The organism is Bradyrhizobium sp. HKCCYLRH3059, assembly GCF_051168035.1.
Classification (GTDB): Bacteria; Pseudomonadota; Alphaproteobacteria; order Rhizobiales; family Xanthobacteraceae; genus Bradyrhizobium.
In genome coordinates this window covers 161,601-177,448 of the sequence record NZ_JBNPUF010000001.1, presented here as the reverse complement: position 1 = coordinate 177,448, position 15,848 = coordinate 161,601, and the positions used below count along the sequence as shown (strand labels likewise).

The 15,848-nt window shown below is 67.1% G+C and carries 14 protein-coding genes; 11 read left to right on the top strand and 3 right to left on the bottom strand.

The window, feature by feature from the left end; all coding sequences use genetic code 11:
* The first annotated feature begins 48 nt into the window (after nucleotides 1–48).
* On the top strand, nucleotides 49–3,798 hold the full coding sequence (locus tag ACQR13_RS00795) for a tetratricopeptide repeat protein (protein WP_316167107.1): 3,750 nt from the start codon (nucleotides 49–51) through the stop codon (nucleotides 3,796–3,798).
* A gap of 145 nt (nucleotides 3,799–3,943) precedes the next feature.
* Here the strand turns inward: ACQR13_RS00795 and ACQR13_RS00790 are convergent, their stop codons facing one another.
* Nucleotides 3,944–4,351: a MerR family transcriptional regulator gene (locus ACQR13_RS00790; protein ID WP_315753137.1), complete on the bottom strand. Its 408-nt coding sequence runs from the start codon at nucleotides 4,349–4,351 to the stop codon at nucleotides 3,944–3,946.
* Nucleotides 4,352–4,417: 66 nt separating this feature from the next.
* On the opposite strand from ACQR13_RS00790, the gene ACQR13_RS00785 reads away from it, so the two are divergent.
* Nucleotides 4,418–5,080: a cation transporter gene (locus tag ACQR13_RS00785; RefSeq protein WP_315753136.1), complete on the top strand. Its 663-nt coding sequence runs from the start codon at nucleotides 4,418–4,420 to the stop codon at nucleotides 5,078–5,080.
* A gap of 64 nt (nucleotides 5,081–5,144) precedes the next feature.
* Here the strand turns inward: ACQR13_RS00785 and fliP are convergent, their stop codons facing one another.
* Nucleotides 5,145–5,897, bottom strand: coding sequence for a flagellar type III secretion system pore protein FliP (fliP, locus tag ACQR13_RS00780; protein ID WP_315716020.1), 753 nt, complete (start codon nucleotides 5,895–5,897; stop codon nucleotides 5,145–5,147).
* Nucleotides 5,894–6,961, bottom strand: coding sequence for a flagellar biosynthetic protein FliO (locus ACQR13_RS00775; RefSeq protein WP_434862505.1), 1,068 nt, complete (start codon nucleotides 6,959–6,961; stop codon nucleotides 5,894–5,896). The genes fliP and ACQR13_RS00775 overlap by 4 nt, the downstream gene beginning before the upstream one ends.
* Before the next feature lie 356 nt (nucleotides 6,962–7,317).
* Between ACQR13_RS00775 and flgB the strand changes: the two genes are divergently transcribed.
* The 9 genes from flgB to ACQR13_RS00730 all read left to right on the top strand — a co-directional run bounded on the left by flgB (nucleotide 7,318) and on the right by ACQR13_RS00730 (nucleotide 15,810).
* Nucleotides 7,318–7,725 (top strand): flagellar basal body rod protein FlgB, encoded by a 408-nt coding sequence (flgB, locus tag ACQR13_RS00770; RefSeq protein ID WP_315716022.1) that lies wholly within the window; start codon nucleotides 7,318–7,320, stop codon nucleotides 7,723–7,725.
* A gap of 29 nt (nucleotides 7,726–7,754) precedes the next feature.
* Nucleotides 7,755–8,180, top strand: a complete 426-nt coding sequence (gene flgC / locus ACQR13_RS00765; RefSeq protein WP_315716023.1) for a flagellar basal body rod protein FlgC — start codon at nucleotides 7,755–7,757, stop codon at nucleotides 8,178–8,180.
* Between the two features lie 16 nt (nucleotides 8,181–8,196).
* Nucleotides 8,197–8,553, top strand: coding sequence for a flagellar hook-basal body complex protein FliE (gene fliE / locus ACQR13_RS00760; RefSeq protein ID WP_315716024.1), 357 nt, complete (start codon nucleotides 8,197–8,199; stop codon nucleotides 8,551–8,553).
* A 126-nt stretch (nucleotides 8,554–8,679) separates the two neighbouring features.
* Nucleotides 8,680–8,943 carry a flagellar biosynthesis protein FliQ gene (gene fliQ, locus ACQR13_RS00755; RefSeq protein ID WP_008965881.1) on the top strand — a complete coding sequence of 88 codons (264 nt, stop codon included), beginning with the start codon at nucleotides 8,680–8,682 and terminating at the stop codon, nucleotides 8,941–8,943.
* 233 nt (nucleotides 8,944–9,176) lie between these two features.
* Complete coding sequence (gene fliR, locus ACQR13_RS00750; protein WP_315753134.1) at nucleotides 9,177–9,944, top strand: flagellar biosynthetic protein FliR; 768 nt, start codon at nucleotides 9,177–9,179, stop codon at nucleotides 9,942–9,944.
* A 12-nt stretch (nucleotides 9,945–9,956) separates the two neighbouring features.
* Nucleotides 9,957–11,036, top strand: coding sequence for a flagellar biosynthesis protein FlhB (gene flhB, locus ACQR13_RS00745; protein WP_316203616.1), 1,080 nt, complete (start codon nucleotides 9,957–9,959; stop codon nucleotides 11,034–11,036).
* A gap of 155 nt (nucleotides 11,037–11,191) precedes the next feature.
* Nucleotides 11,192–13,759, top strand: a complete 2,568-nt coding sequence (gene cckA / locus ACQR13_RS00740; RefSeq protein WP_434862504.1) for a cell cycle histidine kinase CckA — start codon at nucleotides 11,192–11,194, stop codon at nucleotides 13,757–13,759.
* A 167-nt stretch (nucleotides 13,760–13,926) separates the two neighbouring features.
* The gene (locus ACQR13_RS00735) at nucleotides 13,927–14,889 is read left to right on the top strand and encodes a Tim44 domain-containing protein (RefSeq protein WP_315828213.1); all 963 of its coding nucleotides are present in this window, start codon (nucleotides 13,927–13,929) and stop codon (nucleotides 14,887–14,889) included.
* Between the two features lie 216 nt (nucleotides 14,890–15,105).
* A complete protein-coding gene (locus ACQR13_RS00730) occupies nucleotides 15,106–15,810 on the top strand; it encodes a glutathione S-transferase (RefSeq protein WP_316175775.1) in 705 nt (234 codons plus the stop codon).
* The last annotated feature ends 38 nt before the right edge of the window (nucleotides 15,811–15,848 follow it).

The following is a 15,848-nucleotide window of genomic DNA, read 5'->3' as shown; positions in this document are numbered from 1 at the left end:
GCAGGCGTATCCGTCAAGTTGCGGATGTCGAACCGGAAGCTTGTGACCATGGCGCGCACGACTCCCATTGGATTGCGGTCGAAGGCCCGCGCACGGGCGCGCGCCGGCCTTGCCCTGCTGTCGGCCATCGTCATCGGTCTGGTGCTGTCCACGGTCGCGGCAGGCGCTGCGCCGGTGCCGGGCGAGGCGAGCCTGTCGGCTCAGGACGGCTATGCGCGGCTGGTGCTGAAATTCGCCGAGGACGTCAGCGCCGACGTCACCACCGCCGGCTCGATTCTGCTGATCAGGTTCGATCGCGCCGCCACCGTGCCGATCGACCGCTGGGTGGATGCGGCGCCCGACTATATCTCATCGGCCCGCGGCGACCCCGACGGCTCGGCGCTGCGGTTGTCGCTGTCGCGCAAGGTCCGCGTCAACACCATGACCGCGGGCGAACGCGTCTTCATCGACCTGTTGCCCGACAGCTGGACCGGCCCGCCGCCGCCGCTGCCGGCCGAGGTCGTGCGCGAGCTCGCCGAGCGCGCGCGCGCCGCCGAGAAGGCGCTGCGGCTGCAGCGCGCCGAGGCGGAATCGAAGAAGCGGCCGCCGATCCGCGTCCGCGCGCTGGTGCAGCCGACCTTCGTGCGCTTCGTGTTCGAGATCCCCGACGGTGTCGGCATCTCCTCGGTGCTCAACGACCAGAAGCTGTCGCTGTTCTTCACCGCGCCGCTGTCCTTCGATCTCGCCGACGCCAAGCTCGTCGCGCCGCCGAACGTCGCCGCGATCAACCAGCGCATCGACGGCAGCAGGACCGTCGTCGAGCTCGGCCTGGTCGGCGAGGTCGACGTTCGCGCCTTCCGCGAGGAGAAGAACTACAACATCGACGTCGCCTATCAGCAGCCGGACAAGAAGGTTTCCGCAGTCTCCTCGGACACGCTGCCGGGCGCCAAGGCGGCCGCGGCCGACAAACCCAACGGCAGCAAACCCAATGGCGACAAGCCCAAGCAGGCTGCGCAGCCCGAGATCGTGCCGCCGACCTCCGACACCATCGCCAAGGAGATGAAGGCGGAGACCAAGCCGGCGCCTGCGGTCGCGGCGCCGGCCACCGAGCCCGCAGCCCAGCCGGCGCCGTCGGCAGCGGCTGTTGCCGCGCCCGCCGCCGCGAAGGCCGAAGCCGCGCCCGAGGCCGCCAAGCCTGAAGCTGCTGCGCCCGAAGCCGTCAAATCCGAAGCCGCCAAATCCGAACCAGCGAAGCCCGAGGCGATGAAGCCGGAGGCCGGCAAAGCCGAAGCCGCCAAGCCCGTCGAGACCAAGTCTGCCGAAACCAAGCCTGCCGAAACCAAGCCGGCCGAGAAGGCAGCCAATGGAGCCGCCACCCTGGAGGCCCTGCGCGACAGTGAGGGCCTGCGGCTCACCTTCGGCTTCGGCCAGGTCACGCCGGCGGCGCTGTTCCGCCGCGGCGATACGGTATGGATGGTGTTCGATTCGACCAAGCCCGTCGACGTCGAGCCCATCCGCGCCAAGGGCGGCGCCATCATCGGCGAGGTCAACAGGATGTCGCTCGATAACGGGCAGGCCATCCGGATCCGGCTCAACCGCCCGCAGATGCATTCGCTCGGCAGCGATGACGGCGGGCGCAGCTGGATGCTGTCTTTCGCCGACAAGGGCCAGGCCAATCAGCAGCCGCTGATGGTGATGCGCAACGTCACCGATCCCGCGCTTGCCAATGTGATGGTGCCGCTCGCCAATCCCGGAGCCGGCATGCTGCACCGGGTGACCGACCCGGATGCCGGCGACACGCTGCTGGTCGTGACGGCGCCGCCGCCGATCCGCGGCTTCATCAAGCGCCAGGATTTCGTCGATCTGTCGCTGCTCGATTCCATCCACGGCATCGCGGTTCGTCCGAATTCGGATGACGTCGCCGTCGAGATCGCGCCCGACAAGGTGATCCTGGGCCGGCCGGGCGGGCTGACGCTGTCGTCGATCGGCTTCTCGCCGGAGCGGGCGCCGACCGCTGTCAGGCCGATGTTCGACATCGACGAATGGCAGCAGAACCAGACCCAGCCGTTCGTGCCGCGCGAGGATCTCCTGATCAAGGCCGCGGCCAACGCCGAGCCGGAGCGGCGGGCGCAGGCGCGGCTGGCGCTGGCGCGCTTCTACATGGCGCGAGCGATGTACCCGGAGGCGCGCGGTGTCACCAATCTGATGATCTCCGACGCCGACCCGCGCACCGACGAGACCGCCATGCTGATGATCCATGCGGTGGCGAGCATCCTGATGGGCCGGCCGGACCAGGGGCTCAAGGATCTCGCCACGCCGTCGATCGGGAACAATTTCGACTCCCAGATGTGGAAGGGCCTCGCCTTCGCCCGGCAGGGCAAGTTCGCGGACGCGCGCGAGAAGCTGAAGAACGTCGAGTTCGCCATCGCCTCGCTGCCGCTCGATCTGCAGCGCGTCGTGATCGCTGACGCGATGAAGTCGGCGCTCGAGATCAAGGATTTCGCTGGCGCCGCGAAGCGGCGCGCCGAGCTCGACGTGATCGGCGTGCCCGCGGACATGAAGCCCGACATCGCCGTGCTGCGCGGCCGACTCGCCGAGGCGATGGCGCAGGAGAAGGACGCGCTCGACGACTATCGCTTCGCCGTCAATTCCGACGACCGCATGGCGGCCGCGGAGGCCAAGCTGCTCGAGATCAAGCTTCTGCAGAAGCGCGGCGAGATCAAGCCGCCCGACGCGTTGAAGGAGCTGGAGACCTTGCAGGCGATCTGGCGCGGCGACGCCATCGAGGTGCAGACGTTGCAGATGATGGCGCAGCTCTACGAGGAGGCCGGGCGCTACGCGGACTCGCTCGAGGCCGCGCGCCAGGCCACCCGCCTGATGCCCAACTCCGACTTGGCGCGGCAGGCCCAGGATGCAGCCTCCCGCCTGTTCTCGCAGTTGTTCCTGAGCGGCAAGGCCGACGAGCTTCCGCCGGTCGATGCGCTCAGCATCTTCTACGGGTTTCGCGAGCTGACTCCGATCGGCCGCCGCGGCGACGAGATGATCCGCAAGCTCGCCGACCGCCTGGTCGGCATCGATCTGCTCGACCAGGCCGCCGAGCTTTTGCAATACCAAGTCGACCACCGCCTCGAAGGTGCGGCGCGCGCCCAGGTCGCCGCGCGTCTCGCCATGGTCTACCTCACCAACCGCAAGCCGGACCGCGCCATCGAGGCGCTGCGCACCACCCGCATCGCCGATCTCGCGGGCGAGCTGCGCCAGCAGCGGCTGCTCTTGGAGGCGCGCGCCAACAGTGACATCGGTCGTTACGACCTCGGGCTGGACATCATCAGCAACATCGGCGGCCGCGAGGCGATCCGGCTGCGCTCCGACATCTACTGGGCGTCGCGGCGCTGGCGCGAGGCGTCCGAGCAGATCGAGCTCTACTACGGCGATCGCTGGCGCGATTTCCGCCCGCTCAATCCGGCGGAGCGCGGCGACATCCTGCGCGCCGTGGTCGGCTATGCGCTCGCCGACGACGCCATCGGCCTCGCCCGCTTCCGCGAGAAATATGCGCCGCTGATGACCGGCGAGGCGGACAAGATCGCGTTCGACGTCGCCAGCAAGCCGGCGAGCGGCTCCAGCGCCGAATTCGCGCAGATCGCGAAGATGGCCGCGAGCGTCGACACGCTCGACGGCTTCCTCCGCGACATGCGCGCGCGTTTCCCGGATGCCACCGGCAAAGGACCGGACGGCGGCAAGGACGCCGCGAAGGCCCCGTCGGAAGCGACCGGCGCCTTGCCGCGCATCCAGGGCGTCAAGCAGGCGATCGCCGGCCGTTGATTTCGGCGCCACACGCAGTGCCGGAGAGCCACCAGATGAGCCGACCAGGCTGAAGCCGAGCTCATCGCGATGCTGTCCGCAATCCGCCCGACGCGCGTCCAGACGAAAGGTCGAGACTGCCTTGCGACGCCATTGTCTTGTTCGCTCAGTCAGAGCGACGCGGCGCAAGCGCTTCGATGATGCGGCAGTCGGCAACGGTGCCGTGCTTGCAGCGCCCGATGACATCGGCAAGCTCGTCGCGCAGCGCCACGAGGTCCGCGATCTTGCGTTCGATCTCTGCCAGGTGTTGGCCGGCGATGACGTCGACCGCGTCGCACGAGCGGTCTCGCTGATCGGCGAGGTCCAGCAGGTCACGGACCTGGTCGATGGAGAAGCCCAAGTCGCGGGCACGCCGGATGAAGCTCAGTCGCCCCAGTTGGTCGTTGTCATAGGCTCGGTAATTGCCCTCGGTTCTCGCCGGAAGAGGTAGCAGACCGATCCGCTCATAATAGCGGATCGTTTCGACTTTGGTGCCGGTCCGCTTCGCGAGGTCGCCGATGGTCAGTCGTGACATGGCTTGACCCTATAGTGGCTACAGGGTCCATATAGGACGTCGCATCATCTTGTAAGAGGCGACGATATGCCTGGTTGTCATGACGACTGCTGTTCCTCTTCCCCTCCGAGGGAACTGGACAGCCCCCGCTGGCGTCGTGCGCTCTGGATTGCGCTGGCTATCAACGGAGCCATGTTTTTGACGGAGATCGCAGCAGGCGTGGCGGCCGGGTCGGCCTCGCTGCAGGCGGACGCGATCGACTTCCTCGGTGATACGGCCAACTATGCGATCAGCCTCGGAGTGGCGGGACTGGCGCTGAGCTGGCGAGCGCGCGCCGCCCTTCTGAAGGGCTGGTCGCTCGTCCTGCTTGGCGTCCTTGTCCTTGCCTCCACTGTCTGGCACGCAATGACCGGCACCCTCCCGGAGGCGAAGGCGATGGGGATCGTCGGCATGCTCGCCCTTGTCGCCAATGCGGGCGTGGCCCTCATGCTCTACCGCTTCCGGATCGGCGACGCGAATATGAGGTCGGTCTGGATCTGCTCCCGGAACGATGCGATCGGCAACGTCGCCGTACTCGCGGCCGCAGCCGGTGTGTTCGGCACCGGCACGGCATGGCCGGATCTCATTGTGGCGGCGATCATGGCCGCGCTTGGTTCGAGCGGTGGCTGGCACATCATACAGCGAGCTCGCATCGAGTTGCGCGGCTCCCCCACATCGCGCCCCGTCGCAAGCCCAATCCGGGCGAACTGATCGAGGGCACGTGTCAATGGAAAGTCACGACCGACTGGCTTTCGCTCACACCGAGAGGTGAAACCTACCCGCCGTAGCTCTGCACCAGGCTGCCGGCCACCAGCGACCAGCCGTCGACCAGCACGAAGAAGATCAGCTTGAACGGCAGCGACACCACGACCGGCGGCAGCATCATCATGCCCATCGACATCAAGACCGACGCGACCACGAGGTCGATGATCAGGAAGGGCAGGAACAGCAGGAAACCGATCTCGAAGGCGCGCTTGAGCTCGGAGATCATGAAAGCCGGCACCAGGATGCGCAGCGACAGGTCGTCGGGCGTCGCCGGCGGCGGCTCGCCGGAGAGGTCCATGAACAGCTTCAGGTCCTTTTCGCGCACGTTCTTCTGCATGAAGCCGCGCAGCGGCACCGAGGCGCGCTGCAGCGCGTCCTCGACGCCGATCTGGTTCTCCACCAGGGGCCGGATGCCGTCATCATAGGATTTCTGCAGCACCGGGCCCATCACGAACGCCGTGAGGAACATCGCGAGCGCGATGATGACCGAGTTGGGCGGCGCGGTCGCTGTGCCCATCGCCGTGCGCAGCAGCGACAGCACGACCACGATGCGCGTGAACGACGTCATCATGATCAGGATCGACGGCGCGATCGACAACACCGTGAGCAGCGCGATCAGTTGGACCGCGCGTTCGGTGACGCCGCCACCGCCGGCGCCGAGATTGATGCTGATGTCCTGCGCAGCAGCACGTCCCGCCAGTAAACCGGCGGCAGTCAGAACAGCGGTGAAGACAACTCTACGCGGGGGAAGCAGCGATCTCACTGAGACGACTTCGGACGTCCGAGCAGCGAGGCCATCTCGTCCTCCAGATTCTCGAAGCTGGTCTTGACCGGCGCGGCTTGCACCGCAGGCGGCTCGTTGCGCGCGGCCGCCCGGAGCGCCGGGGGACCCGAGGCCGGAGCAGCCGACGGATCGGCTGATGGACGCCGCAGCGCGGCCTCGAGCCGTTGCGCCATCTCGGCCAGATTGGCTTCGGCGCTCGAATCGGCCGCTGCGGGCGGCGGGGCAGCCGGGGGCGGGGGCGGCGGCATCTGGGCCGCCGGCGGCAGCGGCGGCGCCGCCGCGCGCTCGACGCGCTCGGCTGCGCGCTCAGCGCTCCGCACCGGTGGCAGCCGGGGCCCCTCGGAAGGGCGCTGCGCCTCGGCCTGACGCTGCGGCTCGGCGGGGCGCAACGGGCGCGGCATCACTGGTTCACCGCGGGCCACCCGCTCGGGGCGCGGCTCCAGGCGGGCTTCGTCTCCGCCGCGCGGTTCTCCACGGACGTCCGCCCGGAGGTCCTGGCGGGGATCGGGACGGCGCGGAGGGAGCGGTGGTTCCGGCGGAAATGCCGGTGCCGGCTCACGCCGCTCTGCGGCAGTCGGCGCCGTGCGGCGAACCTCATCGATGAACGACGGCCGCATCGGGCGCTGCGGCGGCTCCGACATCTGCAACTCGGCATGCTCGGCGGCCTCGGTCTTCGGCTCGTTGTCGGCCCAGGACGGCGCATCCGGCAGCGGCGCGATGCGCGCCGCCGGCGGCTCGGCACTGATGCCCGGCCGCTGCGGCAATTGCTCGCGCGCCGGCATGGCCCGCACGATATTGGATTCGACCACGATGTCGGTCGGCCCGCCGATCATCAGAAGATGCTCTATATTATCACGGCGCACGAGCACGAGACGGCGGCGGCCATCGACGGCGGCGGCATCGATCACGGCAAGCCGGGGCATGCGGCCGCGATTCGGGTTGGTCCCGAGACGATTGCCCGCGAATCGACGGACCAGCCAAGCGGCGAGGCCGATCAGCGCCAGCACCGCCACGAATGCAAAAAAGAACGTCAGTGCCTGCATCTCTGTCCCCGGCAAATACCGCGTCCTTTCGAAGTCTTTCGTCTGTCCAACGCATCGCCGGCAGCGAACGGAGCTTCAGAACCGGAACCAACCTGTTAACGCATGACGGCAGGAACTGCCGCTCCGCCTCTTAATAACCCATGAATCGGCCGGGCCAAAACGACTTCTTGGCGAGCCGCGCCGTCCCGGAATGATGCATCGGTCGGCTGGGACCCCGGCAGTTTCCTAAGAATTCGTCAAGACACCGGGATAGTCCCGGTGGGCATCGCACCCTTTCTTAACTCCCTGTTAACCATATGCACGGCAATTTCTACCTACCCGAACCGTCCGGTAGTCGGACACAACCGAGCAGCGCCATGTCCATCAACGATCTCCCCGTGTTGTCGGCGTTGCGGACCAAGATGCAATGGCATCAGGAGCGCCAGCGCGTGCTGTCCGAGAACGTGTCCAATTCGGATACGCCAAACTTCAAGCCGAAGGATCTGGTTGAGCCGAAGTTCGATTCAACCGGCCAGGCGGTCGGCGGCTTTGCGCCGCTGTCGCTGACCCGGACCAGCACCGCGCACATCGCCCCGTCGTCGGGCGAGAGCGCGAGCTTCGACCAGAACCGCAAGGTCGGATTTCAGACGAGGCCCGCCGGCAACGCGGTGAGCCTCGAAGAGGAGATGCTGAAGGTCTCCGCCAACCAGATGGACTACGCCGCGGCGACCTCGTTGTACGGCAAGAGCCTGCATCTGTTGAAGACGGCGATCGGCAAGGGCTGAGCTCGGGTTAAGGACAGAGACCGACAAGCATGGCAAACGACTCCAGCGATTTCCTCCGCTCGATGAGCATCGCGACCTCCGGCCTGCGTGCGCAGGCGGGACGTATGCGCGTCATTTCCGAGAACATCGCCAATGCCGATTCGACCGCTGCCAAGGCGGGCGGCGATCCGTATCGCCGCAAGGTCCCGACATTCACCTCGGCACTCGATCGTGCGCTCGACGCCAAGGTGGTGGCACTCGGCAAGGTGGTGCCCGATCAATCGTCGTTCCGCGTCAAATACGACCCCAGTAACCCGGCCGCGGACGCGTCCGGCAATGTCAAGTACCCCAACGTCAATCCGCTCATCGAGATGACCGACATGCGTGATGCGCAGCGGTCCTACGAGGCGAATTTGAACATCATCGGCGCCACGCGCCGCATGATCCAGCGCACGCTCGACATTCTGAAGACCTAGGACAGGAACGAAAGTCATGGCCTCCCCAATCTCCGCAGCGAATGCCTACGCGAATTCCGCGCGCGTGCTCGACACCGGCGGCTCGAGCGGTGCCTTCGGCAGCCTTGGGCGCGTGCGCGACGTGCTCGGTAGCGGCAACGGCGCCGACAAGGGTGGTCCGTCATTCAGCGCGGTGCTGAAGGACGCGATCGGCAGCGTGATGGAGGCCGGACGCAAGTCCGACAGTCAGGCGGTCGCGATGGCCGCGGGCAAGGCAAACGTCATGGATGTCGTCACGGCGGTCGCCGAAACCGACGTCGCGGTGTCGACGCTGGTGTCGGTGCGCGACCGCGTGATCCAGGCCTATGAAGACGTGATGAAGATGACGATCTAGGCGCAGCTCGTAACGCTTCAGGCCGCCACGTGCCTGATGCGCCCAGGGGATTTGCCGTCTGCCGCGACCGCGCGCGATGAGGCGGGTGCCGGACCGGAGCCGATCGACAGTGAGGAACGACAGGACATGACGGGAGCTGAAACGCTCGATGTGGCGCGCGATGCGATCTGGACCATCGTGCTGGTGTCGTCGCCGCTGATGGTGGTCGGCCTCGTGGTTGGCGTGGTCGTCTCGCTGTTCCAGGCGCTGACGCAGATCCAGGAGCAGACGCTGGTGTTCGTGCCGAAGATCATCGCGATCTTCGTGACGCTGCTGCTGGCGCTGCCGTTCATGGCCGATGCGCTGCATTCGCACATGATGCGGATCTCGTCGCGAATCATCGGCGGATGAGGCAATGTCCGGGGCGGCAGGGCAGGCCTGCGTGAGGGCGCTGCGAGCGGTCGTAAGGAGCAGTGCGGGGGGCGCTGCTGCTTTCAGGCGCGCGCGGGCAGCCTTTCGGGCAAGCTCTTCGCAGGCTGCCTCTTCGCAGGTTGCCTCGTCGGAGGCTGTCTCTTCGGAGGCTGTCTCTTCAAAGACCGTCGTGCCGCACCAGCATGCGGTCGAAAGGGCCGTGACGGCGGACGATGCGCATCGATATATCCTTCCTTCCGGCGCTGGCCGCCGTGTTCATGCTGGCCTTCGCGCGCGTCGGCGCCATGGTGATGCTGTTGCCGGGCCTCGGCGAGGTCAACATCCCGGTCCGCATCAAGCTCGCGACCGCGCTGCTGCTCACGATGATCGTGCTGCCGCTGCACCGTCAGGCCTATCGGGTCGACCTGCAGGCGTTGTCGCCGCTCTTGGTGATGATGGTGCACGAGATTGTGATCGGCATCGTGCTCGGCGCGACGGCGCGGGTGACGCTGTCGGCGCTGCAGGTCGCGGGCTCCGTGATCGCGCAGCAGATGGGACTCGGCTTCGTCACCGCGGTGGATCCGACGCAGGGACAGCAGGGCGTCCTGATCGGCAACTTCCTCACCATGCTCGGCGTGACCCTGCTGTTCTCGACCGACAGCCATCATCTGGTGATCGCCGCACTCAGCGACAGCTACAAGATCTTCGCGCCGGGCGAATTGATCCCGAGCGGCGACGTCGCCTCGCTGGCGACCAAGGCGTTTGCCGCGGCGTTCAAGATCGGTCTGCAATTATCGGCGCCGTTCCTGGTGTTCGGCCTGGTCTTCAACATCGGGCTCGGCGTCTTGGCGCGGCTGATGCCGCAGATGCAGGTCTATTTCGTCGGCGCGCCGCTCTCGATCCTGATCGGCTTCCTGATCTTCGCGCTGGTCCTGACCGCGATGATGGGAACGTTTCTCGGCTATTTCGAAGGCGTCATGCACGAGATGATGCCGCGGTGAGGGGGCCGATCGATGTCCGATGAGGCCGATTCCGAAGACAAAACAGAAGACCCGACGCAAAAACGGCTGGACCAGGCGCTCGAACGCGGCGACGTCGTCAAGAGCCAGGAGCTCAACACCTGGTTCGTGATCGCCTCCGCGACCTTGGTGATGTCGACCTTCTCGGGCTCGATCGGCACCGCGGTGCTGGTGCCGATGCGCAACCTGATCGCCAATTCCTGGATGATCCACACCGACGGCGCCGGCCTGCTGGCGCTGGCGCGCAGCCTGTCGTTCGCCGTGATCGCGGCGATCGGCGTGCCGATCCTGATGGTGATGCTGGCGGCGATCGCCGGCAACATGATGCAGCATCGCCTGGTCTGGTCGGGCGAGCCGATGAAGCCGAGCCTGAGCAAGATCTCGCCCCTGGCCGGCGCCAAGCGCCTGTTCGGCAAGCAGGCCGCGGCCAATTTCGCCAAGGGCCTCTTCAAGCTCGTGCTGCTTGGCACGGTCATGGTCATGATCCTGTGGCCGGAGCGGCTGCGCCTCGAATCGCTGCTGCATATGGACGTCAGCGAGCTGCTCAGCGTCACGATCTCGCTGACGACGCATCTGATGGGCTCGGTGGTCGCGCTGCTCGCCCTGGTCGCGATCGGCGACTACCTGTTCCAGTATCGGCAATGGTACGAGCGCCAGAAGATGTCGGTGCAGGAGATGAAGGAGGAGTTCAAGCAGTCGGAAGGCGACCCGCACGTCAAGGGACGCATCCGGCAGATCCGCCAGCAGCGCATGAAGAAGCGCATGATGGCCGCGGTTCCCAAGGCCTCCGTGATCATCACCAACCCGACCCACTACTCGGTCGCGCTGTCCTACGAGCGCGGCATGTCGGCGCCGGTCTGCGTCGCCAAGGGCGTCGACAACATCGCCTTCAAGATCCGGGAGGTGGCCAAGGCGCACGACATCCCGATCGTCGAGAACGTGCCGCTGGCGCGCGCGCTCTATGCCACCGTCGAGATCGACGAGGAGATCCCGGTGGAACATTATCATGCCGTCGCTGAGATCATCGGCTACGTGATGGGGCTGCGGCGCAACCTCTCGGGGCGCCCGCGATGACAACCGATTCGGTCCATGGACGGACCGCAAAATACGGATAAATCATGGAATATCGGCTTGACGGGCTTGCGCTTGACCCGTCGATTCAGGCAGGTGGAAGGGGGAGCCGCGCGAACGGGCTGGGGCTCCCAGCCGACAGGTCGCGTCCCCGAGCCATGAGCGCCGATTCCGACAACGATGGGTTACAGGATCAGGTGAGCCTGCCGGAGCGGCCGCGCCGCAGCGGCAGCATTCTGCTGATCCTGCTGGTGGCGTTCGGCCTCGTCGCGGTCGCGATCGCGCTGATGACGATCGGCCGCGCCCAGGCGCAGCCCTATATTCTCGGCCTGCTGTCGCTGCTCGCCACCGTCGGCCTGTTCAATCTGTTCGCGTTCGCCGCCGGCATCGTCCGCTTCGCCGACAAGTCGACCGACGATCCGGTGTTGGGCGCGATCGCCGATCACGCCTTCGATGGCCTCGCAGTGACCGATCCGCGCGGCCATGTCGTCTACGCCAACGCCGCCTATCTCAACATGACGGGAGCGGCGACCGCGCAGGAGGCGCGTCCCGTCGAGCGTGTCTTCATCGGCAATCCCGATGTCTCCGAAGCGGTGTTCCGCCTGCTCAAGGCGGCGCGCGAGGGCAAGCGGCAGCAGGAGGAGGTGCGCATCACTGCGGCCGAAGGCGCGCAGGGGCGCTGGCTTCGCATGCGCGTTCGCCCGCTCGGCCAGACCAAGCGCCACGCCCGCTACGCGGTGTGGTCGATCGCCGACATCACGCGGGATCGCGAGCGCCAGGAGGACGTGTTTCAGGAGCTGCAGCATGCGATCGAATATCTCGACCATGCGCCGTGCGGCTTCTTCTCGGTCAATCCGGAAGGCAGCCTCGTCTACGTCAATGCCACGCTCGCCAACTGGCTCGACTACGATCTCGCCGAGATCGGCTCGGGCGGCCTGAAGCTCGCCGACGTCGTCTCCGGCGACGGCGCGTCGCTGCTGACCTCGATCGTGGCGGTGCCCGGCGAGGTCCGCACCGAGGTGTTCGACATCGACCTGAAGATGCGCGGCGGCAAGACCATGCCGGCGCGGCTCTACCACAAGCTCGCCTTCGGCGCCGACGGCAAGCCGGGCGCCTCGCGCACCCTGGTCATCAGCCGCGCCCGCGACGAGCGCTCCGATCCGGAGCGCGCCGCCGAGGTGCGCTTCATGCGCTTCTTCGACCATACGCCGATGGCCATCGCCACCGTCGACCGCGGCGGCGCCGTGGTCAGGGCCAATGCGCGTTACGCCAAGCTGGCGCAGAGCGTCAGCGGCGACGTGGCCGCGGCGAAATCGATCTTCCGCACCGTCAGCCAGCGCGACCGGCACCTGCTGATCGCCGCGATCAACCAGGCCTCGGAAGGGCAGGCGGACATTCCGCCGGTCGAGGTGATGCTGGAGGGCGCAAAGGAGCGCTTCGGCCAGTTCTTCGTCACCGCCGTCGACGAGGACGAGCGCGAGACCGAGGCCGCGATCGTCTATCTGCTCGAGACCACCGAGCGCCGCGCGCTGGAGAACCAGATCAACCAGTCGCAGAAGATGGAGATGGTCGGCCAGCTCGCCGGCGGCATCGCCCACGACTTCAACAACGTGCTCTCGGCCATCATGATGGCCAACGACTTCCTGCTGAACGCGCACAAGCCGACCGACCCGTCGTTCCAGGACATCATGCAGATCAAGCAGAACGCGACCCGCGCCGCGACGCTGGTGCGGCAGCTGCTCGCGTTCTCGCGCCGCCAGACCCTGCGGCCCCAGGTGCTTGATCTCGGCGACGCACTGTCCGACCTGACGATGCTGTTGCGTCGGCTGATCGGCGAGAAGGTCAAGCTCGACCTGGTTCACGGCCGCGACCTTTGGCCGGTCAAGGTCGACGTCTCGCAGTTCGAGCAGGTGGTCGTGAATCTCGCGGTCAACGCCCGCGATGCGATGCCCGATGGCGGCAAGCTGTCGGTGCGCACCGCCAACGTCTCGGCCGACGAGGTCGCGCAGGCCGCCTACAAGGGCATGCCGGTGGCCGACTACGTCCGCATCGAGATCAGTGACACCGGAACCGGCATTCCGGCCGAGATCCGCGAGAAGATCTTCGAGCCGTTCTTCTCGACCAAGGAGGTCGGCAAGGGCACCGGTCTCGGACTGTCGACCGTCTACGGCATCATCAAGCAGACCGGCGGCTTCATCTACGTCGACAGCGAGGTCGGCAAGGGGACTTCGTTCCAGATCTTCTTGCCGCGGCACATCGTCGTGCCGGAGGTCCAGGCCGAACCGCACGCGGCCAACGGCGCCGCCAAGGAGCCGGCCGTCGCGGAAGCGTCGAAGCCGCGCGCGGACCTGACCGGGCAGGGCACCATCCTGCTGGTCGAGGACGAGGAGGGCCTGCGGGCGCTGAACGCGCGCGGCCTGCGCTCGCGCGGCTACAGCGTGATCGAGGCGTCGAACGGCGTCGAGGCGATGGAGGCGCTGGACGAGTGCGACGGCGTGCTCGATCTCGTGGTGTCCGACGTCGTGATGCCGGAGATGGACGGGCCGACGCTGCTCAAAGCGATGCGCGAGCGCAATCCGGAGATCAAGATCATCTTCGTCTCGGGCTATGCCGAGGATGCGTTCGAGAAGAGCCTGCCGGAGAACCAGCAGTTCGCGTTCCTGCCAAAGCCCTTCACGCTCAGCCAGCTCGTGGCGGCGGTCAAGGAAACCATGGCGCCGCAATAGGTTACCGGAGTTCCTTGGCAAATTCCTTGGCAAGCCGGCCGGGCGCGTTCATCCCGCGACCCCGCGCCGCAGCCGCGCGGCCTCGTGCCGCCTTCCCTTTTCGCGGGTTGTGCCCATCTTACAGGCATCCCCATTCCGGGGAGTTATGGGAAACACAGATGAGCTTCATGCAGCGCAAAAGCGGCCTCCTCAAGGCGATGGCCGTGGCCCTTTCACTGGCGCTGCCGACGGTGCTCGCCGTCTCGGCGGCCGACGCCCGGATCGGCGGCGGCTCCAGCTCGGGCTCCCGCGGCACGCGTACCTTCTCCGCGCCGCCTCCGACCGCGACCGCGCCGGGATCGGCGTCGCAGTTCAACCGCACCATCACCCAGCCGGGCCAGCCCGGCGGCTTCAACACGGCTGCGCCCGCGCGTGGCGGGCTGTTCGGCGGCCGCGCGGGCGGCCTGCTGGGCGGCCTCGCTGCCGGCTTCCTCGGCGCCGGCCTGTTCGGCATGCTGTTCGGCGGCGGGCTGTTCTCCGGGCTGGGCGGCTTCGCTTCGATCATCGGCCTGATCCTCCAGGTCCTGCTGGTGGTGTTCCTGGTGCGCATGGGGATGGCCTGGTGGCAGCGCCGCAACCAGCCGGCCTATGCCGCCGGCCCGGCGCCGACGCCCACCGACGGCCAGCCGAGCTTGCGCTCGGGCCTGAGCGGCCTTGGTGGCTTCGGCGGTGGCAGCAACACGCCGCCGCTGCAGATCCTGCCGGCCGACTACGAGGCGTTCGAGCGGCTGCTCGGCGAGATCCAGTCCGCCTGGTCGAACGAGGATGTCGGCCGCCTGCGGCTGCTGTCGACGCCCGAGATGGCCTCGTATTTCGAGCGCGATCTCGAGCAGAACCAGGCCCGCGGTGTGGTCAACAAGGTCAGTGCCGTGAAGCTGCTGCAGGGTGACCTCGCCGAAGCCTGGCGCGAGAATGGCGCCGACTACGCCACGGTCGCGATGCGCTTCACCTTGGCCGACAAGACCATCGAGCGCGCCTCGGGCCGCGTGGTCGACGGCTCCGACCAGCCGCAGGAGGTCACGGAGATCTGGACCTTCCTGCGCCACGCCGGCGCCGATTGGCAGCTGTCGGGAATCCAGCAGGTCAGCTGAGCCTGACTTGAGATCCTCATCAGGCGCCGCGGAGCAATCCGCGGCGCTTTTGCTTGTCAACAATTCCCCCCCGCGCGAGCCCGATGGCGGCTGTTCCCGGTCGATCTGACGAGCACCGGCGGTGGCAGGCTGCTATACTGCTTCGCGGCGAACGAACACCGCGTCCGTTACGTCGTCCGAGCCGAACGTGTGGGCGCATCACTGCGAGGATGGCCGATGCGTTACGAGCTCTACTACTGGCCCATGATCCAGGGCCGCGGCGAATATGTGCGTCTCGCGCTGGAGGAGGCGGGCGCCGCCTATCGCGACGTCGCGCGCGAGGACGGCATCGCTACGATGACGGCGATGATGGAGGCGGTCAGCGACACGCCGCCCTTCGCGCCGCCGTTCCTGAGAGCGGGCCGCCGCGTCATCGGCCAGACCGCCAACATCCTGCTGTTCCTCGGCAGCCGCCATGGCCTCGCGCCGAAGGCCGAAGCCGGCCAGCTCTGGGTGCATCAGCTGCAGCTCACCGTGACCGACTTCGTGGTCGAGATCCATGACACGCATCATCCGCTGGGGCCGACGCTGTACTACGAGGACCAGCGCGCGCCGGCCAGGAAGCGCACCGCCGAGTTCTGGAGCGAGCGGGTGCCGAAATTCCTCGGCTATTTCGAGCAGCTCCTATCGAAAAGCGGTGGCGCCTACGTCACCGGGCGCCGGCTCACTTATGTGGACCTGTCGCTGTTCCAGATCGTCGCCGGCCTGCGCTACGCGTTCCCGAAGCGCATGATGGCGTTCGAGCGCAACATCCCGGGCCTCGTCGCGCTGCATGACCGCGTCGCCAGCAGGCCCAACATATCAGCCTATCTCGGCAGCGAGCGCCGCATCGCCTTCAACGAGGACGGCATCTTCCGCCACTACAAGGCGCTGGATGCGTGAGGCGAGGCTCCGCGGCGCCACCCGTTGACAATGTATAA